At 50.0% G+C, this 23,626-nt stretch carries 20 protein-coding genes and 2 pseudogenes; 3 read left to right on the forward strand and 19 right to left on the reverse strand.

All coding sequences use genetic code 11. The annotated features are described in order from the left end of the window. Nucleotides 1-203 precede the first annotated feature (203 nt). The 19 genes from ASF12_RS11015 to ASF12_RS11105 form a co-directional block, all read right to left on the reverse strand. Entirely contained in the window at nucleotides 204-1,310 is a 1,107-nt protein-coding gene (locus ASF12_RS11015) for a toxic anion resistance protein (RefSeq protein WP_056034017.1), read from the reverse strand. Nucleotides 1,311-1,349: 39 nt separating this feature from the next. Then, nucleotides 1,350-2,030, reverse strand: a complete 681-nt coding sequence (locus tag ASF12_RS11020) for a hypothetical protein (protein WP_442952527.1) — start codon at nucleotides 2,028-2,030, stop codon at nucleotides 1,350-1,352. A 37-nt stretch (nucleotides 2,031-2,067) separates the two neighbouring features. Then, nucleotides 2,068-3,099: an ATP-grasp domain-containing protein gene (locus ASF12_RS11025; protein ID WP_056034020.1), complete on the reverse strand. Its 1,032-nt coding sequence runs from the start codon at nucleotides 3,097-3,099 to the stop codon at nucleotides 2,068-2,070. Then, nucleotides 3,096-3,947: an HAD family hydrolase gene (locus ASF12_RS11030; protein WP_056034022.1), complete on the reverse strand. Its 852-nt coding sequence runs from the start codon at nucleotides 3,945-3,947 to the stop codon at nucleotides 3,096-3,098. Before ASF12_RS11030 ends, ASF12_RS11025 begins: the two co-directional genes overlap by 4 nt. Further along, complete coding sequence (locus ASF12_RS11035) at nucleotides 3,944-5,125, reverse strand: cysteine protease StiP family protein (RefSeq protein WP_056034024.1); 1,182 nt, start codon at nucleotides 5,123-5,125, stop codon at nucleotides 3,944-3,946. Before ASF12_RS11035 ends, ASF12_RS11030 begins: the two co-directional genes overlap by 4 nt. After that, complete coding sequence (locus ASF12_RS11040) at nucleotides 5,122-6,555, reverse strand: phosphoribosyltransferase family protein (protein WP_081418756.1); 1,434 nt, start codon at nucleotides 6,553-6,555, stop codon at nucleotides 5,122-5,124. Before ASF12_RS11040 ends, ASF12_RS11035 begins: the two co-directional genes overlap by 4 nt. Then, the gene (locus ASF12_RS11045; RefSeq protein ID WP_081418757.1) at nucleotides 6,500-7,705 is read right to left on the reverse strand and encodes an HpcH/HpaI aldolase/citrate lyase family protein; all 1,206 of its coding nucleotides are present in this window, start codon (nucleotides 7,703-7,705) and stop codon (nucleotides 6,500-6,502) included. Before ASF12_RS11045 ends, ASF12_RS11040 begins: the two co-directional genes overlap by 56 nt. 157 nt (nucleotides 7,706-7,862) lie before the next feature. Then, on the reverse strand, nucleotides 7,863-8,603 hold the full coding sequence (locus ASF12_RS11050) for a TerC family protein (protein WP_056034027.1): 741 nt from the start codon (nucleotides 8,601-8,603) through the stop codon (nucleotides 7,863-7,865). A gap of 18 nt (nucleotides 8,604-8,621) precedes the next feature. Next, entirely contained in the window at nucleotides 8,622-9,992 is a 1,371-nt protein-coding gene (locus ASF12_RS11055) for a TerD family protein (RefSeq protein WP_056034030.1), read from the reverse strand. Next, the gene (locus tag ASF12_RS11060; protein ID WP_056034033.1) at nucleotides 9,989-10,567 is read right to left on the reverse strand and encodes a TerD family protein; all 579 of its coding nucleotides are present in this window, start codon (nucleotides 10,565-10,567) and stop codon (nucleotides 9,989-9,991) included. Before ASF12_RS11060 ends, ASF12_RS11055 begins: the two co-directional genes overlap by 4 nt. A gap of 139 nt (nucleotides 10,568-10,706) precedes the next feature. Beyond that, nucleotides 10,707-11,282: a TerD family protein gene (locus ASF12_RS11065; RefSeq protein ID WP_056034038.1), complete on the reverse strand. Its 576-nt coding sequence runs from the start codon at nucleotides 11,280-11,282 to the stop codon at nucleotides 10,707-10,709. Nucleotides 11,283-11,318: 36 nt separating this feature from the next. Beyond that, nucleotides 11,319-11,921 (reverse strand): TerD family protein, encoded by a 603-nt coding sequence (locus ASF12_RS11070; RefSeq protein WP_056034039.1) that lies wholly within the window; start codon nucleotides 11,919-11,921, stop codon nucleotides 11,319-11,321. A gap of 171 nt (nucleotides 11,922-12,092) precedes the next feature. Next, entirely contained in the window at nucleotides 12,093-12,860 is a 768-nt protein-coding gene (locus tag ASF12_RS11075) for a VWA domain-containing protein (RefSeq protein ID WP_056034043.1), read from the reverse strand. Between the two features lie 147 nt (nucleotides 12,861-13,007). Beyond that, nucleotides 13,008-14,837 (reverse strand): ABC transporter ATP-binding protein, encoded by a 1,830-nt coding sequence (locus ASF12_RS11080; RefSeq protein ID WP_056034048.1) that lies wholly within the window; start codon nucleotides 14,835-14,837, stop codon nucleotides 13,008-13,010. After that, nucleotides 14,830-16,575, reverse strand: coding sequence for an ABC transporter ATP-binding protein (locus tag ASF12_RS11085; protein ID WP_056034050.1), 1,746 nt, complete (start codon nucleotides 16,573-16,575; stop codon nucleotides 14,830-14,832). Before ASF12_RS11085 ends, ASF12_RS11080 begins: the two co-directional genes overlap by 8 nt. Before the next feature lie 141 nt (nucleotides 16,576-16,716). Next, entirely contained in the window at nucleotides 16,717-17,481 is a 765-nt protein-coding gene (locus ASF12_RS33260; protein ID WP_063892543.1) for a peptidoglycan recognition protein family protein, read from the reverse strand. Nucleotides 17,482-17,641: 160 nt separating this feature from the next. Next, the gene (hflC, locus tag ASF12_RS11095; protein WP_056034052.1) at nucleotides 17,642-18,508 is read right to left on the reverse strand and encodes a protease modulator HflC; all 867 of its coding nucleotides are present in this window, start codon (nucleotides 18,506-18,508) and stop codon (nucleotides 17,642-17,644) included. Continuing rightward, nucleotides 18,505-19,539, reverse strand: coding sequence for an FtsH protease activity modulator HflK (hflK, locus tag ASF12_RS11100; RefSeq protein WP_063892544.1), 1,035 nt, complete (start codon nucleotides 19,537-19,539; stop codon nucleotides 18,505-18,507). Before hflK ends, hflC begins: the two co-directional genes overlap by 4 nt. Before the next feature lie 73 nt (nucleotides 19,540-19,612). After that, a complete protein-coding gene (locus ASF12_RS11105; protein ID WP_056034056.1) occupies nucleotides 19,613-20,695 on the reverse strand; it encodes an AI-2E family transporter in 1,083 nt (360 codons plus the stop codon). Nucleotides 20,696-21,041: 346 nt separating this feature from the next. On the opposite strand from ASF12_RS11105, the pseudogene ASF12_RS35550 reads away from it, so the two are divergent. The 3 genes and pseudogenes from ASF12_RS35550 to ASF12_RS11115 form a co-directional block, all read left to right on the forward strand. After that, nucleotides 21,042-21,566: pseudogene (locus ASF12_RS35550) on the forward strand (LamG-like jellyroll fold domain-containing protein); the annotation flags it as partial. Between the two features lie 120 nt (nucleotides 21,567-21,686). Further along, nucleotides 21,687-22,859: pseudogene (locus ASF12_RS35555) on the forward strand (right-handed parallel beta-helix repeat-containing protein); the annotation flags it as partial. A 138-nt stretch (nucleotides 22,860-22,997) separates the two neighbouring features. After that, nucleotides 22,998-23,552: an SEC-C metal-binding domain-containing protein gene (locus ASF12_RS11115; protein ID WP_056034060.1), complete on the forward strand. Its 555-nt coding sequence runs from the start codon at nucleotides 22,998-23,000 to the stop codon at nucleotides 23,550-23,552. The last annotated feature ends 74 nt before the right edge of the window (nucleotides 23,553-23,626 follow it).

Here is a 23,626-nt window from a genome sequence, read left to right on the forward strand (position 1 = left end):
ATTATAATTGGTTATGCTGCTCTAAAATGGCCTCTACCCGTTCGCTTGTGGCAACGATAATCAACGTTACAATCAATAAGCCGAGCGTGCCTACTGCAATCAAAGACAACCATCCTCTCATTCCATCGCTTTTGTTAAGCCTATGAAAGAGTGGCGCCATCTATGTGTATCGTTGTTAAAATAGAACGAGCCTCCTGCTATATTTAGCTGAGCAGCCTGTCTATGTCGTTTCCGCCAGCAGCTCCGCTGCTAATGGCCGCTTGCGATTGTCCGCCTGTTTCCAAGCCGAGACGCTTCGACATGCTTTGGTTAATTTGCGCCAGCTTCTCCGTGTGGGTTTTGCAGGTCGCGATAATGTCGCGATTGGATTTCTCCGATGTGTCGAGCGCTGTAATCAGGTCGGCAATCGCCGTGTTGACAGCCTCCAGCGACATCGCTGGTTTTTTGAGCAGCTCCGCCGACTTTTCCGTTGACGTTTTGAGCAGCTCTGCGTTGCGCTTGAACTGGTCTTCAATCGTGCTGTTTACACTCTCGACTGCATTTGCGATTTTTAACTGATCCTCGATAGCGAGCGTGATCATCGCCGACACCGTAATCAGATTAGACGCTTTATAGATGCTGTTGTTGACCGCATCAATCAGCTTGTCGCTGTTGTCATTGACGATGTCCGTCGCAGCAACCGCCTGATTGAACAGCAGTATATCCTCGGTCATCGACTGGATGCGGGTGACGACTTTACGCAAGCCACGCTCCAGATACGTTTTGCGCTGCTCATTTTCCGGCTTGGCGATTTCCGCTTCGAACAGCTCCTTGAGCTTGTTGCCCATGGCGATCTTCTCTTGCAGCGAATAAATTTCCTCAAGCGAGCTGCGCTTGAGCGTACGCATATTCACAATGCTCTCCTCAAGGCCATCCTTGCCGTCCCGCAGCCCCTGCACAATCGCATCAATATTCGTCCGCACGGACTGATATTTATAAACGTAGTTTTTCACGGGCGACTTGCGGATCAGCTTGCCGATAAAGCCGACGTTTTTACTTTGCTGCAAAGATTCGCATTCATTACGCAGAGACAAAATCAGATTCGATACTTGGCTGGACCCGCCTGACATGAGGGTGGCGACCGGACGTTCCAACTGCTTAAGTGTCGCGCCCGCACGCTCCTGCGTCTTGGCGCCCAGCTTGCCCATCTCGTCCATTAAGCCATCGAGTGAGAGCGTATCGGCCTGCGCTACCTTCTGAATAATGACGGCCGCTTCCTGGACGGCCTTCTGCTCGTCTTCTTTTTTCAATTGAATCGTTTGTATGGACACTCAAGTTCCCTCCCCACGGATTTTCAATCTAATAGGCCATTAAAACTCCGAGTAGTTGTAGCGTTTGTGAATAACCTCCGCCTTGGTTTGCAGCTCCATCAAATCCTTGTGTTCAATCGTTGCAACAATTTCCGAAATTTTTGTATTAATATCCCTCAGACCATTTAGCAAAATACGGCGGTTTTTCGTTTTGGCGTCGCCGCTCAGCCTTAAGAAAGGATTGATGACGCTGTTCAGCTCCTTGAGCACCAGCCGTCTGACCGTATGATTAATTTCATCATTATTCAGTTCAGTCAAGAGCGGCAATACCCGGTGCAAACGGAGAAAAAGCGAACAGGACTTTTCCACAATTTCATTGTCCAGCGTATTTTTCTGCCCTTCGGATATAACCATATCCTCCAGCACTTCCAAATACTCCAGCACGGGATCAAATATCGGGCTAATCGCCGGTGCTGGTGCAGATGCAAATGCCCCGCCTCCGCCAGAGGAAGAAGGCTGCAATGCTTCTGGCAGCTGCCCAGGCTCAGAAGAAGCACGGGCTGGCGACGGAATTGCATCGATAATATTGGTTTTGCGCAGCAGCCGCTTCTCATCGAGCACGACACCTACGAGTGTAGCTGCGACAGGGATAAGCACCGTTATAAATTCTGGCAGCAGCCAGCTTGTTGCAGCGGCAATAACAAGTCCCATTGCCGCTCCGATAATCGAGCGTTTTTGAATCACTCTCTCACCCTCCAACCTGCTGTGCCACTCGCTTCTATTCGAATGCTGTCAAACGCAACGGCTGCTCAACGTGGCTCGCCAGTACGCCATACTCAGGCGTCAGCTTGCCCACCTCTCCCCCAAGCGCCAGCTTGACCGCCAGATAAGGAAAGTTGATGCCGCTCAGACAGGAAACATGGAGACCGCCAGACATCCGCGGATTAATCTCCAGAAGCTTGGGCACTCCATTTTTGTATTTCATTTGTATATTATAATTGTAAGGGATTTTGTACGTTTCTGAAACCCTCTGGGCAATTTCCATTAATTCCGGCACATTGTCCAGCAGACGCAGACGGCCGCCCGCTTTACGGCGCGGAACTGCGGCAAGCAGCTCCCCATTTGGCGCAGCTAGGCAATCAATACTGTATTCAAACCCGTCAAGCAGCTCCATCACCATTAAATCACCAAACTGCGGGACGGTCGCTAAGGTACGGTACACCTCTTCAAACGGCAGCGCACGCGACACGGAACCGAATAAATCCGCCAGCTTGTCGCGCTCATTGTCAATGATGCGGAAGCCTTGTCCACCTTCGCCATCCGTTGGCTTAAAGCAAACGCGATGCCCTTTTGATACCAAATCGTCGTAGGCCGCCTTAAACTGCTCTGCCGTTGAAACGACATGATAATCAGGAATGACCATAATGCCGCTCTCGCTCACCGATTCATAAAACTGATCCTTGACCATCAGCTTGCCGAGCAGCTCCTCATCCTGGCAGACGACGACTTTAACGCCTATTTCATCAAAACGCTTGATGCTCTTCACAATATCCAGCATATTCAGTCTTGGGACGAACACATCTATTTTATACCTCAAACAGAAATCAATGCAAAAATCAACATAAGCCTCGCCTTTAAAGGGCGGCTCAACCTCCGCCACATCGCAAGCCTGCAGCGACATATGCTTCGGATCGGAATGCGTGCCGTACAGCTCAAAGGCTGCTCCGTCGCTATTGTTACGAATCGCATTCATATAATGATAAGCGACCGAAAACCAACGGTTGAACCATACTTTTGTTACGTTGCTCATACGTTTGCCTCCCTTTCGACTGCTGCTGCTGTCTTAAATTCAGCCATGACAGTGGACACAAAGTCCAAAATTTGCTGCGAAGCCATAATGCCCGAATGCGTTGTAAACGTGTAAGCCAAATTTCCCGGTTCGCGCTGCTCCTGGCGAAACAGCTCGCCGTGCCTTGGGGCAATCGCATGACTTGCCGCATCTAGCAGGCACTGGTCCAGCAAGGAATCACCGGAGGCAGCAACGACCGTCGCTCCAAGCTGCTGCTTCAAATGCAAGAGCGCCGCGCTTTTGCTCACCTCATTTGGCACGAGATAAATTTTGCGTCCTTGTACCGACACTTTCCAGCCAAGCGCCGTAATTCGTTCCACAGCACGGCTCACCTGCTCGGTTGGCATCCGCTCGCGATCAATGACGTAGGCGAAAAAAAGCTCATCGCAATAACGCTCGCCATGAATCCAATCCGTACTCGCCACCTCATCGAAGATCGCTTTAATTTCTTCCGCCGGAGCCGCACTAGCCGCAATAAGCTTCTGGATATGCGTGCTCCATTCTTCGTTCCTTACGCCATTCACCAAAATATTGCCGCCATTGCTCGTCACCGCATAGGTTGGCGCTATATGGTCGCGGAACAGCTCAATTCGGTTGTACTGCTCCATCGTCCGGGTCGTTACTGGAATAAAATGAACCTCCTGCGCAATAGCTTGCAGCAGCGGCAGCATTTCCGTCAAAAAATACGACAGCACTTGACCATCCTTCGTTTCTGCGGGCATCACAAGCCCCGAGCCCTCCGCACCATCCAGTCCCATCGATCTCGTGGAATAAATGAGCGTCTGATCAAGATCACTGGCGAAAATCATACAGCTTCCTCCTCGGCGGAAGCAGCAATATCCGCCTTTTTATTTTTCGATTTAATAATGCCGCAGCAGGAATACGTCAGTTCAGGAAATACTTCCACTGGAACGCCGCGATCGCTTGCCAGCAGCAAAATATGCTGGAGCCCCGGGTTGTCCAGGCGGTCAACGAGAATTTTCCAAGGCACGCGCCGCAGCAGCACCCGTGTCGTCTCCCCAACGCCCGGCTTCACCAAATTAATATCCTCGATGCCGTAAAGCTTTTGAATCGCTTTAATATCCTTCAGCCCCTGCCAAGTTACCTCAGCCTTCTCGTTCATCAGCTTCACAGCTTCCTGCTTCGCCTGCTGTGAGATTTGGCTGAAATACGCGGATACCGTATCGATGAAATGATTGGATAGATCCTCCTTCATCCATTCCTTATAAAACTTCGCCCCGTGAAAATCATCCGGCCCAATGATATCGCCGCGCAGTACCGTGCGGCTCATCAGCCCGGACACGGTAGAATTAAGGCAAGCACTCGGAATGAGGAAATCCTCGCGGGTGCCGAATATGCTTGAGCTGCAAGCAGGATCTGCCAGTACCGCAAGCTCCGCATCCAGCTGGGTGCCGTACTTCTGCTTGAATGTCTTGCAAGCTTCAATCAACACTTGAGTAATGGCGCCTTTTCCCGTCCAGCCATCCACGAATTGAAGCTTTGCCTCCGGACCATGCTGCTGCAAAATATAAAGCAGCGCATTTTCATCAATGCCCTTGCCGCGAATGATCGAGATGCTGTAGTGCGGCACATCAAGCCCACATCGCTCTGCTATGTAGCGCTTCATCAGAATGCCGATTGGCGTGCCCGCTCTCGCTAAAGAAACGAGCACCGTGTGCTTGCCGCTGCGCGCCACTACCTGTTCGGCTACGATGCCAGCAGCCAATGCTACCCGCTTTGCAGATTCCGTCAATGTCTGGTGAAACAGCTGGATGTATTCCGGCGTCGGCTGGTATTCTACAGGCAGCATTTCCGAATAATGCACGCCGGATTGGATCGCTTCCTCACGATCCTCGGTTCCCCGCTCCAGCTGCACATCACTCAAATCCTTCAATAGAAAAACGACGTCGGACGGCTTATAGCTGCCAAGCGGCTTCGGAGCCCCGATCGGTTTTTGCAACCGTTGTTCAAGCAAGCTTCTGCTCATGCCTTTTCCTCCTTATGACTGCCCTTTGATGGACCGCAAATAATGACATTGATTTGCTGGAATCCGCATGCTTGCAGCGCCGACAGCAATGGAGCAAGACGATCCTCCGGCCAGTCGCGCTCTGCAAAAATAAAGCAATCGTCGTATTGCAAGGCACCGACATTATAAAAAAAGTTCCTCACCTGCTCATCTTCCGGTGATGGAAACGCTTGTCCCGATTTAATCGCATAATCTGGCTTGTCAATGGGATGAACCGGGCTTCTCGTCGTTGAGTGGTAGCATACACCCTGCCCCAGCTCCGCCGCTATTCGCATCGGTATATACATAAACTCGCCTGTGCCTAGGCATAATGTACGCTCACCCACTCTAAAGCTTCTCAGCTTAGCCCCAGCCTCTGCAATGCTTGCATCCAGCGTCCTATTCTCGCTGGAGCGAACGCCGAAGCGTCCCGTTCCTGCCAAATAAGGCGAAGCATTCACAGCTCCTGCTGAATCAACCGAGCTGTAGGATGCGAGCTCGAACAGCTCGTCCAAATACACTTTATTCAAGCGACCGCTCGCAAATGTTTCAGCCTGAGTCTGAGCGCTGGCCGCTACCTGCTCGGGCGAGCTGCCTTCCGCCCTAATTACGCCTTTCATCAGCGACAATACTTCAATCGATACGCCAAGCTCCTGTGCGGCTTCCACAAAACGCTGCTCATCCGCTTCAGTTCTCCAATCGAGCAGCGATGCTACTATATATTGTTGACGGGGAAATTGCCTTTGGATATCCCGTATTATGTTCAAGGCTGTTTTACCAGTCGTGAGCTCATCATCGACGAGAACGATCGGCTCGTTACCGTTAAAAAAGGCCGCATCCAAAGCGTAGCAGCGATGTGCAACCGCGTGGGAATGCTCCTCTTCAAAGCTAATGAGCGATTCTATCGCCGGAATCTGCTCCCTAGTCGTATGAAGATAGGTACAGTCCTCACTGAACACGCGATACATGCTATGCCCAAGTGCTGTTGCTGTTTCTGCAAAACCGATAAACAGCGCTTGCTCAGGCAGCTTTAGATTAGCTTCAATCACTTGATGATACACCTGCTCTGAACGTCCCGGTTTAGTCAAACCTTCGATAGCGTCATCCAGCAGTTCATTAGCCAGAGCATGCTGCTGTTCATCCGCAGCGTACCTTTTATAAAGCAGCAGGGACAATGCTGCGCCGCTAAGCAGCGAAGTATAAGGATTAACAGGAAGATGCTTGCCCAGTACTTTGCTGACAAACAGAAAGGCCCGCTTCTTGTTCATGCGCGCTGCCATGGCAAACAGCGTATCCGGGGATAATCCGAATGGATTTGCTGTTACCGTTACCGATACCTTAAGATCATCTACAATGTTATACGTATGCTTGCTCCTGGCTTGCGAGTAAGGCGATAAAATGTTGTTCTTCATGCAGCACCCCGTATATTTTTGATCTTGCCATTACGCGATTAGCCCAATTCATATGGGGTTTCACTTCATTCATCTTATTGGCATAATCGCTCTTGAGTACGCCGACATAGCCGTTATGGCTGGCAATAATGCTTTGTGCATCAATATATTCTTCATACGTCACCGCATAGAGCGATTGCACCGGCCGAATATGCGACGGGTGGATAATCGTTTTGCCAATAATGCCGTTTTCCTTGTCCATCATGACTTCGCGCAGCAGGCCATCCGTTTCTAGTGCTGCCGAATGCCGCAGGGGCCAGCGCTCTCCTTTTCCAGACAGCTGCTCTGGCTGTAGAGGAAATAATGAAGGGACAGAAGCCTGCTTGCTGCTCGAAAAGTATTCCCATACGGGTCCCGAGATGACATAAGAGGCATCCATTCGCCCAAATATATTTATAATATCCGCCATACAATCGCGAACAGGAAGAATATCGTATATGGTCATGGTTTTGCTGCGGCGCAGGCCAAATAAACTGGAGAAGTCTGTCGCTCCAATACGCACATTGAGCACATAACGCTGATAACGATCGAGAAGCTGCTTAATGGCCAGCAATTCCTCCAGGCGTGTCTCACGATAAATGATAGCAGGTGTTTCTAGTATAGGCAGCCCATAAAGCACCGGCGAACCAACACTTTGCTGACGGTTAAATGCAGCGATTTGACTAAAATAGGCTTCACCGTTTGCCGCTGTAAATTTTGGGAAAATAAAGCCGGTAATCAGGCTGATCTTTTCTTCCAGCCGCTCTATAATGCGGGCAAGCTGCTGCGCGCTGCGAATGCGAATGAATAGTAGAGGAAGATGATCGCGCGATAAAGAGCCAATTTTCAAAAAAGAGGATAACCGAAAAATTTGCTGCAGCAGAGAGTCCTCTGCCATTTCCACCAAATGGTCGCCAACCGCATCCTCCAGGTCAATGACCATCGTCGTCAAACCTTCATGCTTGCGGTTTAAAATATCTTCGGAAATCGTTTGGCGGGTAGCCGGACAATACAAAGCAGCTCCGACGGCATAAGCGAGAAGCTCCCGCTCCGTCGTATGATCGAATGGGGTAGGTGCCGAGAAGAAAACCGCTTCTTCTTCCTCCCAGGTAAAATAATCAAAGTATCGCATTCCGGTTTCCTCCTGATTCATTCCAGTAATCGACACTGTTCCAATTACTCGGCCCCGATCGCCAAATGCGCGATCTATTCATAAAAAAAATAATCCCCCCTTTAACCAGGAGGGATTAAGGGATCATTACCCGCATAAACCGCTATTTAAACAAGCTTTAGTTGCTGTTTGAAGTACCCTTCTTTTGTCTCATCAGGCTTAGTACGATCGTACCGCCAAACAATAGGCCAATTAGGGCAAAGAAGTAGATGTGAGGGATTTCGATATGGAAGGCCCCCAAAATCATTTTAACTGCGATTAACGCAATGAGGAAAAATGCCGTTTTTTCCAGCTCAGGAATTTTCTCAATCAGCTTGAGGAATACTTGGGCCACGCCGCGCATCATCAGAACGCCGAGAATACCGCCAAGGAACAATACCCATACTTCCTTGCTGACGCCAAATGCCGCGATAACGCTATCGATACTGAATGCAATATCCATTAATTCTACAGCGATAACCGTTCTCCAGAACGATTGCCCTTTGTTTTCAACACTGTCTTCGCCGCCGCCCTTGAACAATCCTTTATAAGCGATGTACAAGAGATAAGCCGCGCCTAGGAATTTGACGGCTGTGAACGTAACCAAATACGTACCGAAACCAATCGCCAGAAACCTGAAAATATAAGCGCCCAAAATACCGTAAAACAACGCTCTCTTTTGCTGTTCCTTTGGTAAATGCTTAACCATAACAGCGAGCACGAGCGCATTATCGGCGGACAAAAGTCCTTCCAATATAATCAGTGTTCCAATAATTCCCCAGCTGACAGGGTCGGAGAGGGTAGTTACTACTGCATCCCAATCAAAGAAATGTCCGTAGTTCTCCACAATGCTTGTGAAAAAATTCGTTAGCCAGTCCACTTCATTCTAACCTCCATTTTATTTGCTTCCTGCAACCCAGCTGAGACCCCAATCGAAAGCACTATCAAGCTTCCGATGCCCTTCAAAATACCGAACAATCCGCTCAATGCTGAACGTTTCATTGTTCACATTCGTAATCATGGCAATTGCACACATCGCCTGTCCATTGTCGTATTCATCCAGCTTAACAACAATGTCCGGGCCGCCTTGCTGGCTAAGCGTGACGACTCCATCAGCCTCAGACCAGCGCGTCACCCCTTTGTAAATAAAGGTGAAAATGAGCAATCGCTTGATTTCCTTAATTTTCTCTCCGTTAATCCGGATATTTTCACCCGTCGTCACTGAGCCTGTCCGATCATCGCCATCCAGCATCACATATGGCGCTCTGTTCAGGGAACCGAAGCTGTTGCCAAGTGCCTGAATAACGCCTTTGCTGCCATCTTTCAACTCATACATGCAAGCGAGGTCAAGATCAATACCCGTACGTTTGAACAAGCCGCCGCCGGCTTTCTGGTTCCAATTGAGGTTAACCAAAATTTCGCCCAAGCCGCCGCTTTGCTTCGTCAAATTAATGACGTCGCCCTTCTTCTTCAGCTCAATTTTGGAAAAATTGATTTTCGGCGCTTCTGAAGTCGGCTGCTGCGAAGCAGCAGGAGCAGATGGTGCAGGAGCTGGCGTAGAGCCAGGCCTTGGCGGAATGACGATGCGCGAGCCTTGCGTCTCCTGTGGTTTAGGAGGCGCTGGCGGAATCAGCGGATTCCGTGGTGCAGAAGACGTCTGCGGTGCAGGCGGTACTGGCGGCGCAGGAGGAGGCGTAGGAGCAGCAGGAGCTTTGGGCTCGTCCTTCACTTCAATGCCGTAGCTTCCGCATAAGTCTTTCAGCCCGCCAGAATAGCCGGCCCCAATCGCATTAAATTTCCACTCCTGATTGTACCTGTAAAGCTCGCCGATAACAATTGCATTTTCCACCGAAAAAGGCTCACGCAGATCATAACGAATGAGTTCCTGGCCCGTACTTTCATTCAGAAAACGTATGTATAGGCCGTTTACCCCGCTGAACTGCTGATTCCGTTTTTCCCCATCGTAAATGGTCAACGTAATGGCGATTTTCTCAACTGCAGCGTCGGTACGGGAAAGATCAATCTTGAACTGCTTGCGGTCATTGCCGCCCGGCGATTCGATATAGGATAAAAAAGCGTTCGATGGATTGCCGTAAAACAGCAAATCATTGTCACTTCGCACCTTGCCGCCTGCAGCTAGCAAAAAAGCGGAAGTATCGATTTCGAAGGAGGAAGGGGCTGACCATCCCAGAGCAGCCGTAATCCGGGTCAAACCCGGATTTGACTTGGTTACATCAGCTTTCTGCCCCTTTACGAGCGCTACCGTCATACCTCTAGGCCGTAATTGCGGCAAAGATCGGCTAGACCGCCAGCGAAGCCACTTCCAATCGCCTGGAACTTCCAATCGTTCTCATGGCGGTAAAATTCGCAAAATACAACTGCTGTTTCCGTCGAAAATTCTTCACCAAGGTCAAAACGAAGCACTTCATTGTTATTCGCCTCATTGACTACTCTTACGAAAGCGCTGCTCACTTGACCGAAGTTTTGTTGGCGAACAGGAGCATCATGTATCGTAACTGTTATGCCGATACGCACGATATGTGCTGGAACTTTGCTGAAGTCGATAATGACTTGCTCATCGTCGCCTTCACCTTCGCCGGTACGGTTGTCGCCAGTATGCAGCACAGCCCCGCCGTATGTTTCTCTATTATTGTAGAAAATAAAATCTTCGGCTCCCTTGGCCTTTCCATCAGCATGGAGCAAAAATGCAGAAGCGTCAAGGTCAAATTCGCTGCCGCCTGCATATTTATTCGTATCCCAGCCCAGACCGACAACTACTTTGGTCAATCCTGGATTTGTTTTTGTGAGATCAATACGTTGGCCTTTAGACAAGTTAATAGACATATGATTTCCCCGCTTTCTAGAAGAGTGATGTTATAGAGGTTGGATAGGTAGAAAAAAAGCTGTAAAGGGGCCTGCCCTCCCCTCCCGCCATACGCACGCGAGAAAAGAGGACTTGCCCCTGCTTCTATGCTTTTAAATGTTAGTTCAAGCCGAAGTCGCGTGCCAGACCGCCAAGGCCATCTTTATAGCCGCTGCCGACTGCGCTGAATTTCCATTCGCCGCTGTGACGATACAATTCGCCGACAACAACGCCGGTTTCGATCGAGAAATCTTCGCCCAGATCGAATTTGATTAATTCTTCGCTGCTCGCTTCGTTCACAATGCGGATGTACGCATTGGAAACTTGTCCAAAGTTCTGGTTGCGAGTCTCTGCATCGTAGATCGTAATAGCGAAAGCTATTTTTTCTACATCAGCAGGCACAGTTGCCAGTTCTACTTTGATTTGCTCATCGTCTCCGTCGCCTTCTCCTGTACGATTGTCGCCTGTATGTACGACGGAACCGTTCTCATTGGAAGTATTGTTGTAGAATACGAAGTTTTTCTCGCCTTCTACTTTACCCGAAGCTGCCAAAAGAAATACCGATACGTCGAGGTCAAATTGGCCGCCGCCGTCATATTTATTCGTATCCCAGCCTAGACCTACCAAAATTTTGGAAAGTCCTGGGTTTGTTTTCGTCAAGTCTACTTTTTGACCTTTGGATAAGTTAATTGCCATTGTCAAAAACCTCTTTTCATTTTATGGGATTGGGTATTACTTGTATCGCGCCGCCAAAATATCAATATGTGGCGCTTGGGCTCCTTCACCGATAGCGTTGAATTTCCATTCGCCATTGTGACGGTAGAGCTCACCTGTAATCAGAGCGGTCATGCCGGAGTAATTATCCGTCAAATTAAACTTAACCAGCTCTTGCATATTATTCGCATTTAAGACCCGTATATAAGCCGAGCGGATCATGCCGAAATCCTGCTTTCTTGCTTCCGCTTCATAGATGTTGACAACGACTAAAATTTTCTCCACATCGGCTGGCACTTTCGCCAAATCGATACCAATTTGCTCGTCATCGCCATCCCCTTCACCCGTAATGTTGTCACCCGAGTGAATGACCGAGTTGCAGGCACTCTGTTTATTATAGAAGCAGATGAGGCTTTCGCGGCTTGCCAGCTTTCCGCTCGCATTCAGCATTAGAGCCGAAGCGTCACAGTCAATGTTAGCCGCCTGCTTCCGTCCCATTCCGAAGAAGCTTTTCTTCTCTTCCACCGCTGGGTCCCAGCCAAGACCAACCATCAGCTTGGTAAGACCGGAGGTTCCTTTAGTCAAATCAATCTTCTGTCCCTTAACCAGATTAATACTCATGTTCGAGGTCACCTCCTTCCCACATCAGGCGAAGCAGCTTCGTCATCCGTGGCTTTCGTTTTGATTCTACCTTTTCTACGCATGTAGCGCCCAACAAGTTTCAGAGAATTTTGGCGAAACGTATAAAGATTTTATAAAGGGAAGAATGTACTGGATTAACATGTCATTTATTTAGAATAATTGTTTTTCTTTCGCTTCTTTAAGCCATGTCGGAAACTCAACAAGCAAGCTGTCATACAAATCGTCATCGGAAATTTTATCGAGGTTTTTCACCTTGAGGAAATTTGCATTGTCGATATAACGACCATCCAGATTGTCCAGCTCGTCCAAGAAATAGAAACGCTCATTGCCTATGCCGACAAACTGAAAGAAGATCCCAAGTCTTGACAAGCCGCGAATCAGCTCGCGCGTCTCCTCTTTGTCGGAGTTGTCCCCATCTGTGAAAAATAGGACATATACGGGCGGGTCATTTTTAATCTTGGATGCATCAATTTCATATTCCGTCCGGCCGCCCAAGCCGAGAAAACCGCCCTTGCGGGTAAGCTTCAGCGCCCCTGGATAATAAAAATCTGCGATCTGCTTCATGACACCCGCATATTGCGTGCCCATCTCAAGCTTATGCTTGCTCGTAATTTCCCGCTCTACAAATTGATAAAAATTCGCTTGATAAATTTCCCCAATTTCATGATTGCTCAGTCCAAAAGCGAATACATCCGCCGCACCGTTATCATCAAAATTCATCGCAAGCGCAAGCGCGCGCTCCGCTGTTTTTTGAATAATGCCGCTTCTGTACAAATTCGTCATCGAACCGGAAATATCGAACACGGCTGCTACTCGGGCAACCTGCCCATTCAGCCCCCGCTTGGTTAAGGAAATCGTTGCTTTCTTCTTCAAATCGATCAAATTATCTTCCGCTTGCTTCCTTAGATCAATACTCAAAGAGATCCCTCCTTAGCTTGATACTGTTAACTATATCAAATCTAATATAAAATGACAAAAATCCCAAAGTGCATTGCTAGTTTTTTACTTTTTTCGACATAACGCATACCCGCTATCATTACCCATTTTTTGCTTCATTTAATCAGCTCAAGCGAATACTTTGCCCCGCGAATGGCGATACAGCTCTTCGTAGTACCCATGCCGTCTCACCAGCTCTGCATGCGTGCCCTGCTCGGCAATTTCGCCCTTGCGCATCACAATAATGCGATCAGCCTTCATGACGGTAGAAAGGCGGTGTGCGATAATAATCGTCGTCCGTCCTCGCGAGACGATCGCAAGCGCCTGCTCCAGCAACTGCTCGCTATACGAATCCAGATTCGCCGTCGCTTCGTCAAGAATGAGAATTTTCGGCTGAAATACGATAATTCGGGCAAAGGAAATCAACTGCCGCTCGCCAGCAGACAAGCCGCTTCCCCGCTCGGACAGCCGCGTATTATAGCCCTCGCTCATTCGCTTGATAATAGCATCTGCCCCAACTAGGCGGCACGCCTCCATAACCGTTTCCTCATCAATGTCCATATCGAACAGCCTCACATTATCCAGCACGCTGCCGGAATAAAGATAGGGCTCCTGTTGAACGAGGCCGACAATGCGGTGCAGCTGCGCTTGCTCGATATCGCGTACATCCGTGCCGTCGATCCGCACGCCGCCAGAGCGAACATCGTAGAAACGGCAGAGCAGGCTGATCAGCGAGCTTTTCCCTGCCCCTGTCGTGCCGACGATGCCAATTCGCTCTCCTGACCGGATATGCAGCGACAAGCCCTGAATGACAGGCGTCCGTTCCCCGTATCCAAAAACAACATGATCAAATTCGATATCGCCGCGTACTTGCGCTTTCGCAAGCGTACGCGGCTTCGCCTTGTTTTCCACCTCCGGCTTAAGCGCAAATATGCCCCAGATGCGGGACACCGCAACCGTCGCCGATTGCAGCGTATTCCACTGCTGCGTAATCGTATTAAGCGGCTGGAAAAACTGGCGGATATACGTAATGAACGCGTAAAGGACGCCGAACTCGATTTGCTTGTTCAGCACCGCCATGCCGCCAAGCCACGTAACGAAAGCAATAGACAGATTACTTAATATATCGAAGGAGCAGCGAAACCATACCTGCGTCTTTACTTCCTTCATATTAGCCCGGAAATAACCTTCATTGCGCTCCGTAAATTCTCGCTGCTGCTCCTTCTCCTGATGAAAAACCTGGATCAGATTCATTCCGGCTAAGTTCTCAGCAGTAAAAGCTATGAGCCGGGAGAGCTGCGTCCGCGCCCGCTGATAGGTCCGGCGCATATAAGAACGGAAACCGATGGCGATGCCCGCAATAATCGGCAGCAGAAGCAAGCAATAAAGCGCCAGCTGTGCGTCCAATTGGAACATCAAAAATATAATGAACACCAGCGTCATGCCATCGCGCAGCACGCTCATCAGCACTTGGCCGAACAGCTGATTCAGCGATTCCGTATCGCTGGAAACGTGGGTAATCAAGCTGCCGCTTGAGGTGCGGTCAAAATAAGACATCGACAGCTTTGAAATGTGCTCGAACAGCTGCTTGCGGACCTTCGCCACAATGCTTTGCCCTGTGTATTGCAGCATATTGTTTTGCAGGTAGGTAAACAGCAGGCTCATAGCTGCTAAGCCCAAATACAAGGCTCCTATACCGATAATGGAGCGATACTCCCCCTTGCCCGCCATCAAATGATCGTCAATAATCACTTTCACTAGATAGGGCTGGAGCAAATCCGCCGCTATAGCAAGCAGCGTACAGAAGAAGATTAGCGTAAAGCTCCATTTATGGGGTTTAGCAAAGGCGGATAATGCCCGAAATGCCGACATATATTTTATATCTGGCTTCGGCTGGTTTGGACCCATTTGCTGATCAGCCCTCTGGTCAGCCTCCCAATTGCGAATGGAATTAGCCATCTGCTTCTCCCTCCTCCTGAATCGCGCACAGCGATGCGTATAAGCCCGGCTTCGCCGACAGCTCGGCATGGGTTCCTTGCTGTGCAATCGTCCCTTCCTTCATGACGATAATTTGATCGGCATGCTTGATCGCACTAATTCTATGGGCTACAATAATCGTCGTTTTCCCTTTGCGCATCCTGCGTACCGTATTCATAATTTCCGTCTCGGTTACAGCATCGACAGCGCTGACACTGTCATCCAAAATCATAAGCGGCGCCTGCTTAATGAAGCCTCTCGCAAGACTCGTTCGCTGGCGCTGCCCGCCAGACAGCGTCACTCCGCGTTCCCCAAGCTTCGTCTCGAACTGCTCGGGAAATGCCATAATATTTTCAAAAATTTGCGCCTGCCTTGCCGATTCCTCAACAGCGTCCATTTCACGCCCCCGATCCGAAAAAGCAATATTATCGCGAATAGAGGTACTGAATAGAAAGCCATCCTGCGGCACGTAGCCAATTTGGCTGCGCAGGCTCTCAAGCGTAATGTCGCGAATATCGGTCCCATCAAAACGAATGGTGCCCATCGGCGCTTCATATGTGCGCAGCAGCAGCTTCATAAGCGTCGTCTTGCCGCTGCCGGTCGCTCCCACGATGCCAATCGTCATGCCTGGCCGAATGTTCAGCCGAATATCGCGCAGTGCCGCTTCGCGAGCCCCCGGATAAGTAAAAGACAGTCCCGCAACATGAATGCTCTTGCCATGCAAATCAAGCGAAGCAGCCGCCTTGCTTTCCTGAATATCCGGCGTTTCTGACAGCAGCTCGTTCAGCCGCTCCAATGAGGCCCGCGAGCGCTGCATCGTATTAATCACAGTGCCGATTTGCTGAAGCGGATTCATGAGCATCCGTATGTAAAGCGTCAATGCCACAAAATGCCCCAGCGACAGCTCGCCATTCACCGTTAAGTAGCCGCCTAACGAAATCGCTATAATTAAAGACAAAGCGCCGAGAAAGGGAATAATCGCCTGAAAAATCGAAGATACCCGGACCAGACGAAGCTGGTTGTCCTTGATTTGATCTACGGTTGTGAAAAACCGCTCATTCATTACCGATTCAACAGCAAATTTCTTCGTGACGCGTATGCCCCCGAACTGCTCCTCCGCTGACTCGGTCATCGTAGCGAGCGAGGCCTGCACTTTTTTGGAGCGCTGCATAATAACTGGCCCGAATCTCGTAACGATGAACGGGATCAGCAGCAGCGGCACGATGGAAGAGGCTAACAAAAACAGCGGGATGCCGCTGTAAAGCATCATCGTCACGACGGCGAAAAACAGCGTCACCGCACTGGCCGTCTGATTGACGCCCATCGAGATCGACTCCCTCACTCCAGTGACGTCATTGACGACATAGCTCAGCAGCTTGCCGACGCCATTTTTCGAATAAAAACGTTCGCTAAGTCCGGTAAAATGCACAAACAGCTTGCCGCGCGTCAATCGCTCAAAACGTCTGCCAATGTACATAATGAGAAATTGCGCCACACAAGCCAGCACAACATAGCTCGCGCCAATGGCGAGCAGCAGCAGGCTGTAGTTTTGAATAAGCCCGCTCGATAAACCGTTATTTTGCAGCGCATCCGTAAACCTTCCCAGCACCTGCGGGAAGAACACCTGAATGATACTGGATGCGACATGCAGCAGAACGGCAACTGCATACAAAGGCCAGCTTTGTCTTAGAAAATCGACTAAAATCCGCCCTTTTTTCATTCTGCACATCACTCCTTTGCCGGCTAACTATTTACTGCTATAGTATCCATTGTAACAGTTTATTCCCCTTTTGGGTCGAAAATGACGAAAAGACGGCTCGCTTGAGCCGCCTTCGCTCTGCGCTCAGCCTCTGCCTGCCGCCTACAGCAGCCCTTTGCGATACAGCACAGTCAGCACGCGATAAAAGTCCAGCGATCCGCCTTCCGGCGTGTCGATGACTCCAGCTGCTGCCGCAGCCGCAACCGCTGCTTTCGCCCATGCTGGCACCGCCATGCTGTGCTTTGCTTCTAACTCGGTTACCCGCTTCACCACCGCATCAAACTGCTGGCGCTCCGCATCTGTCATGGGCTCCCCCTCCTCTTCCGGCTTTTCCGGCTCTGGTTCTGGTTCTGGTTTTGGCTCCACTGGATCGCCCAGCAGCGCTTTAATTTGCTGCAAAAAGCTTTCCCAACCGCCCGGCCGGCTCCGAAACGTATGCGGACAGTTTTTGCCGCTCCAGTGGTTATGCTGGACGACTGCCGTAATCGGCAGTCCGAGCTGGCGCAGCAATCCGGCAATGAGTGCCGCTGCATTCGCCTCCGCCTTGCTGCGGATGCCATCGGCATTTTCACAAATTTCGATGCCGATTGAGCTGCGGTTGCCCGGCCCATTGCCATCGCCTGCATGCCAGCCATGCTCGGCCACTGGCAAATGCTGCACGACCCTCGTATCATCCACCGTAAAATGCCAGGACACGGGCAAAGCTGCGGCGGCACTGCCTTTTAAATATTTGGCATGCGAAAGCGCATCCGCTCCCTTCGAGCTGTTCGCTGTATCATGTACCGTCACATATTTCGGACCTTGAATGGCGATGCCGGGACGATTGTTCCTGCCCGCTGGAATAAAATCCTGTATCCTTTCAGCCATCGTTCACCCTCCCTTCGGGTGCAAGCATCATTCGCTCGCTCCTATTAGGAAGTGCAGCAGCACCACAATTGGTTTGTACACCTGCCTGAGGACGACAAAAAAAGGCGGGGAGAAGAGTGCTGCTCTTCCCCGCCTCGTTATTCAGCCACAAGCTGGCTCTTTATTTGCCAAGCAATATTTTCGCATATGGCGAGTCGATTGGCAGCATGATGACCGGCTCGTTTTTGAGCGTCGTCACATAGCTGTCCAGCGTCCGGTAGAAATTATAGAACGCCGGGTCCTGCCCGTATGCTTTATTATAGATTTTCGCCGCCTGCTGCTCACCCTCGGCAATGATTTTTTTCGCGTCAGCCTGTGCTTGCGACATCAGCTCGCTTGCGGTACGGTCGGCCTTCGCCGTAATTTTGCGCGACTCCTCATCGCCCTCGGACAAATAACGCGCCGCGATGGATTGACGGTCGGAAATCATCCGATTGTACACGCTTTGCTTATTGCCTTCAGGCAAATCCGTACGCTTAATACGCACATCGATTACCTCAACGCCATAATCGTCACGCTTCAGCGCCTCGGCTACGTCGCGCGTAATTTCATCATTAATATTGCCGCGCTCCGTCTGCTCGCTAATAATATTATCGTAATTGACCTCGGACAGCTTGCGCCGCACCGAATTGTAGACCGCTTCATCAATACGCTGGACGCCAGCGCTTACCGTCTGCGCCGTTTTCAGAAATTGCTCCGGGTTCGTAATGCGCCATACGGTGTAATTGTCCACGATGATCGGCTTCTTATCCTTCGTCAAAATCGACGTTGGATTGCTCTCATACGTCATCTGGTATTTCGGCAATGGCGACACATTTTCGATAAATGGAATTTTCAGCTTGAGGCCCGGCGTTTCGGCAACCCGTACCGCTTCCCCAAACTTCAGCACGACCTTGTATTCGCCTTCCTTTACGATATACATCGAGCCTGCGCCCAGAATGACGACGAGCACAATGGCGACTAGCAAAATCAATTGGTTTTTCTTCATGGTGTTACGCCCCCTTCCGCCTGCGGAGCAGGGGTTTGCGAATTGCCGGTGCTGCTCGAAGCGCTTTTGCTGCGCAGCAGTTCATTCAGCGGCAAGTAGTTCACCGTATCTCCATTGCTGTTTGTAATGAAAATTTGCGCATTCGGCAATATTTTTTCCAGCGTTTCAAGGATGAGACGGCTTTGCGTAACGTCAGGATTATTTTTATATTCGGCAAAAATCGCATTGAACTTCGCGACGTCACCCTCAGCGTTCAATATCCGCGACTTTTTCTCTGCTTCGGCATTTTCGAGCAGTGCCTGTGCTTCGCCGCGCGCCTTCGGAATGCGATCGTTTTCATATTTTGCCGCGTTGTTGATCTTTGTATTTTTCTCCTCGCGGGCATTCGTGACTTCGCGGAACGCTTCCTCTACCTGGCCGCTCGGCGGCTCAATATCCTGGAACTTAATGTCCATAATTTGAATGCCGGTTTGATATTTCGTCTGCAGCTCCAGCAGCTTCTCCCGCACCTTATCCTGAATAACGGTTTTCCCGTCCGTAATCGCATAATCGAGCTTCTCGGAACCGATAACCGAACGAATGGAGGAGCTTGCCGCATTGCGCAGGAAACGCTCCGGATCATCAATATTGTACAAATAATCATGCAAATTGCTTATTTTCCACTGGACGACGGCGTCGGCCGATACGATGTTTTCATCCCCGGTAATCATAAGCGCTTCGTCGTCAACGGGAGTCACGCTATCGCCATTTTGGCGGTACCCGATATGAATGCGCTGCACCAGCTCAGCTGGCACCGTAACAACTTGCTGAATCGGATATGGAAACTTAAAATGCAGCCCCGCCGTCGACTCCCCCGTATACTGTCCAAATGTCAAAATCGCCGCCCGCTCCTGCTCCTGTACCGTATAAAAAGATGAAAATCCGAGCGTAACGGCTACGATGCCGATGGCTGCTCCGATGATCGCCTTTTTTACCGTTTTTGGATTAAGCGGCTTCTGGCTTCCTTGCGGTCTGTTTATTTCAGTGTTCAATTAAACCTCTCCCTTCTATTTATATGAACAAAATGAGAACAAACCTAATCTGTTCATACGTGAAGGGAGCCTATTAGGTGACAGTTTTTTCCCAGCGATTATAAATCCGCACGACGATGATCTTCACAAGCAAATAAACCGGGATCGCAACCATGATGCCGATGATGCCGCCGAGCGCCCCTGAGACGAGAATAAGCAGCAGCGTTGTAATGGGATGAACGTCCAGCTTTCGCCCATAAATATACGGGGACAAAATGTTGCCTTCAATCTGCTGGGCCAGCATAATGACGACGACAACCCAAATGACCGACGAGGGCTCATCGATAAACGCCACGATCACACAAGGGATAAGCCCCAAAATTTGCCCAATATACGGAACCATATTCATGAAAGCAATGAGGAGCGCGAGCACAAGCGGATACGGCACGCCGATTAGAAGGAAGCCAACGAGCACCATTCCGCCAAGCAGCAGGCAAAGCGTAACCCGGCCGACAATAAAGCCGCTCAACGCTTTGTCCATCTCCTGAAGCGTCTCTTTCAAACCGTTTTTATATCGCCCAGGGACCCGATCCAGCAGCTTATGGACCGCGGCCCGGTCATCCATCAGCATGTAATAAAGCAGCAGTGGCGCCGTAGATACGACAATTATAAAATTGGAGAGCACAGAAAAGGCATTTTTCATATAGTCGGTTGCCGATGCAATGCTTTTCGTTAAATAGGGCCCCGCTTTATCCATTAAATTAAAGCCAGCAAAATCAAATTTCGACAGATCAATCCCGAACAAGATTTGATTTTTCTGAAGCTGGTCCAGCTGCCTTCGAAAATCATCCGCCAGCTTTGGCAGCTGCTCAAGCAAACCCGTCAGCTGGCGCTGCAATATCGGCCATACGACGATGCCGAGCAGCGTAATGAGCGCAGCCGCGAGCACATATAGGAGCAAAATGCATAGCGGCTTCGGCAGCTTCCAGCGATGCAGGCGCGCGACCAATGGGCGGAGCAAATAATACAAAAATACCGACAGCACGATCGGTACAAAGATGATTTTCAGCGCTAGCATAATCGGGTCAAAAAAGGCGGAGTTGCGCGCAAACAAATACAAAATAAGCAGCACCAATACGATGCTGACAAAAATTTGATTCAATCGGGTTAAACGCATAATAAAGCTTCCCCTCTGTCGCTTAGTCGTGCCTATCATCTATGCTTACCCATTCCCCTGCTCCTGAAACCAAATGACAAGCTTGGCTTGCGCGTTCGGTAAATAGACCGTCTATCGAAAAAGCCGCATTTTTCGCGGCTAAAACAACATGTGAGGTAATGATTATTGCTGGAATCGCTTTCATTCCTTACGATGTGTCCAAGGAGGTTAATTGGAATAAAATACAATTTAAGCGATTACAAAGGAGGAAATTAATGTAATGTCCACTACTATGCTATTTAAGAAAAAGGGGATCAAACCACTCGCCTTCCTGCTCTGCTTCTGTCTCGCGCTTCCTTTTACATCCATGCTCGGTAAGGTTCAGGCGGCTACGCTTTACAGCGCTGATTTTGAAACGGGCACAGCATCCGGCTGGACGTCGACAAGCGGTACATGGTCGGTCGTACAGGATAGCGGCTCCTACACCTATGCCCAAACAAGCTCCGAAGAGGGCCGCACTTCCGCAGGAAATCAGGCCTGGACGGATTACAGCGTTGAAGCCAAAGTGAAAATTGATAATTTTAATGGAACAAACCGTACTTATGTAGCCGGACGCTACCAGGATGGCAATAATTTTTATGCGGCATCGCTTTATAACAGCGGCAGCGGCAAGCTTGAACTGCGCAAAAAAGTAAGCGGTTCCACAACTACTCTTGCAACCGTCGATTATCCCATTGCTGCCGGTACATGGTATACGGTTAAACTCACGATGTCTGGTTCAGCAATCACCATGCATGTGAATGGCACGCAGGTGCTGACGGCTACTGACTCCAGTTTGACCTCAGGTGCTGTTGGTCTCGTCAGCTTTAAGACGGCTGCTAAATTCGACAATGTCATCGTGTCGGATTCGGCATCGACGCCAACACCGACAGCAACTCCAACTCCAACACCAACGCCAACAGCTACAGCAACTCCGACACCTACAGCTACACCAGCACCATCCGCTACACCAACGCCAGCTACGGGCGATCTATTCGTAGCAGCGAATGGCTCTGCTAGCAACAGCGGCACGATCAGCAGCCCGCTTACGCTTGCAGCAGCACTTACGCAAATTCAACCGGGCAAAACGATCTATATGCGCGGCGGTACCTACGCTTTTTCCGGAACGGTAACAATTGAGCGCACGAATAGCGGAAGCTCTGTTAGTGCACGCAAAGGACTTGTCGCTTATGGCAGCGAGAAGCCTGTGCTGGACTTTTCCGCACAAGCTTTTGCCTCTACGAACCGCGGTCTGCAAATTAACGGCCATTACTGGTTTGTGAAAGGACTTGAAGTGAAGGGTGCTGGCGATAACGGCATCTATATTGGCGGCAATTACAACCGCATTGAAAATGTAGAAACCCATCATAACCGCGATACGGGTCTGCAGCTTGGACGATACGTATCCACGGCCGGCTACAGCGAATGGCCAGCTTACAATGAAATTATTAATTCTTACTCCCATGACAACTACGATCCGGATAATGGCGAAGATGCAGACGGCTTTGCCGCGAAGCTGACTGTTGGTCCGGGCAATGTTTTCGACGGCTGTATTGCGGCGTATAACGTTGATGATGGCTGGGATCTGTTTGCAAAAACCGAAACCGGAGCCATTGGCGCTGTAACGATTCGCAACAGCATCGCCTATCAAAATGGCCAAACGTCCGACGGTACATCGACAACTGACAGCGATGGCAATGGCTTCAAGCTGGGCGGCGAAAAAATTGCTGTAAATCACATTGTAGAAAACAGCATCGCTTTCCAAAACAAAAAGCATGGCTTCACCTATAACAGCAACCCAGGCTCCATTTCCATGAAAAACAATACTTCGTGGAGCAATGGACAAAGCAATTTCGCTTTTGATTTAGGCACACACACCTTCACCAACAACTTGAGCTTCAGCGGCAGTTCTAGCGATAAAACTAGCGGCACTGACGTTTCCAATACCAATGTTTGGTGGAAAAGCAATGCAAGCGTGAACGGCAAAGGTCTGCTCGCAAGCGCTGCTGACTTCGTGAGCTTGACCCCAACCGTTACCCGAAATGCAGACGGATCGCCGAATCTTGGCAACTTCCTCAAGCTGGCCACTGGCAGCGATTTAATCGGCTCCGGCACGCCGTCTGGTACAAATATTGGTGCCCGCTAGACATAAATAAGAGCAGGAATTTACGGCCGCCCCTTGCCTGAATGCTTCAAAACCGCTACCATGGTAAGGGTGCATAAGCGAATGCTGCCCCTTGTGGCTCCTTATGTGCGATTAACTTTTTGCCTAAGGAGACTTAACATGTTAAAGCCAGGAAGAAATGATGTATGCCACTGCGGCAGCGGCCGTAAATATAAAAAATGCTGTATCGAGCTTGATCGCGAGGAAGAGCGCCGCTTGGCGGCGGCGCAAGCTTCCGGGGGGTTGCAATCGTACGCGGATATCGAGCGCCTGCTGGATCAAGAGCTCGTGTGGGAAGCACCGTCCTATGGAGAGCTTGCCCGTGAGCTGGCTGGACAAATGAAGGACGGCTACACGCCTGCCCAAATTAGCCTTGCTCTGTTTATGTGGAAAGAGTATACGGATGCGAATAAACCTTCCTTCCGTAAATCCGGCGTTTACTGCGCGGCTTTGGAATATTTGATTTGCGAAATTCAAAGCATTCCAAGCTCGAAAGCCGAGCTTGCCGAGAAGTACAGCGTATCCGTATCTACTCTATCGAAAAAATGCACCGAGCTGACCAGCTTCTTTATGGAGCAATATGCAGAGCTGCAAGCGGAGCAGCCTGAAGCTGCAGCCGCTGGCGATGCTGAGCGCGCGGAGCAGGCGCAGCAGGAAGAGCTTGTGAAGGCTTAAGCAAGGGCCCCCGGATTTCGGCTTAAGCAGCCAGCTGTTTCACTTCTAGCTACGGATCGTCTATTGCAGCAAAA

The organism is Paenibacillus sp. Leaf72 (assembly GCF_001422685.1).
GTDB lineage: Bacteria > Bacillota > Bacilli > Paenibacillales > Paenibacillaceae > Pristimantibacillus.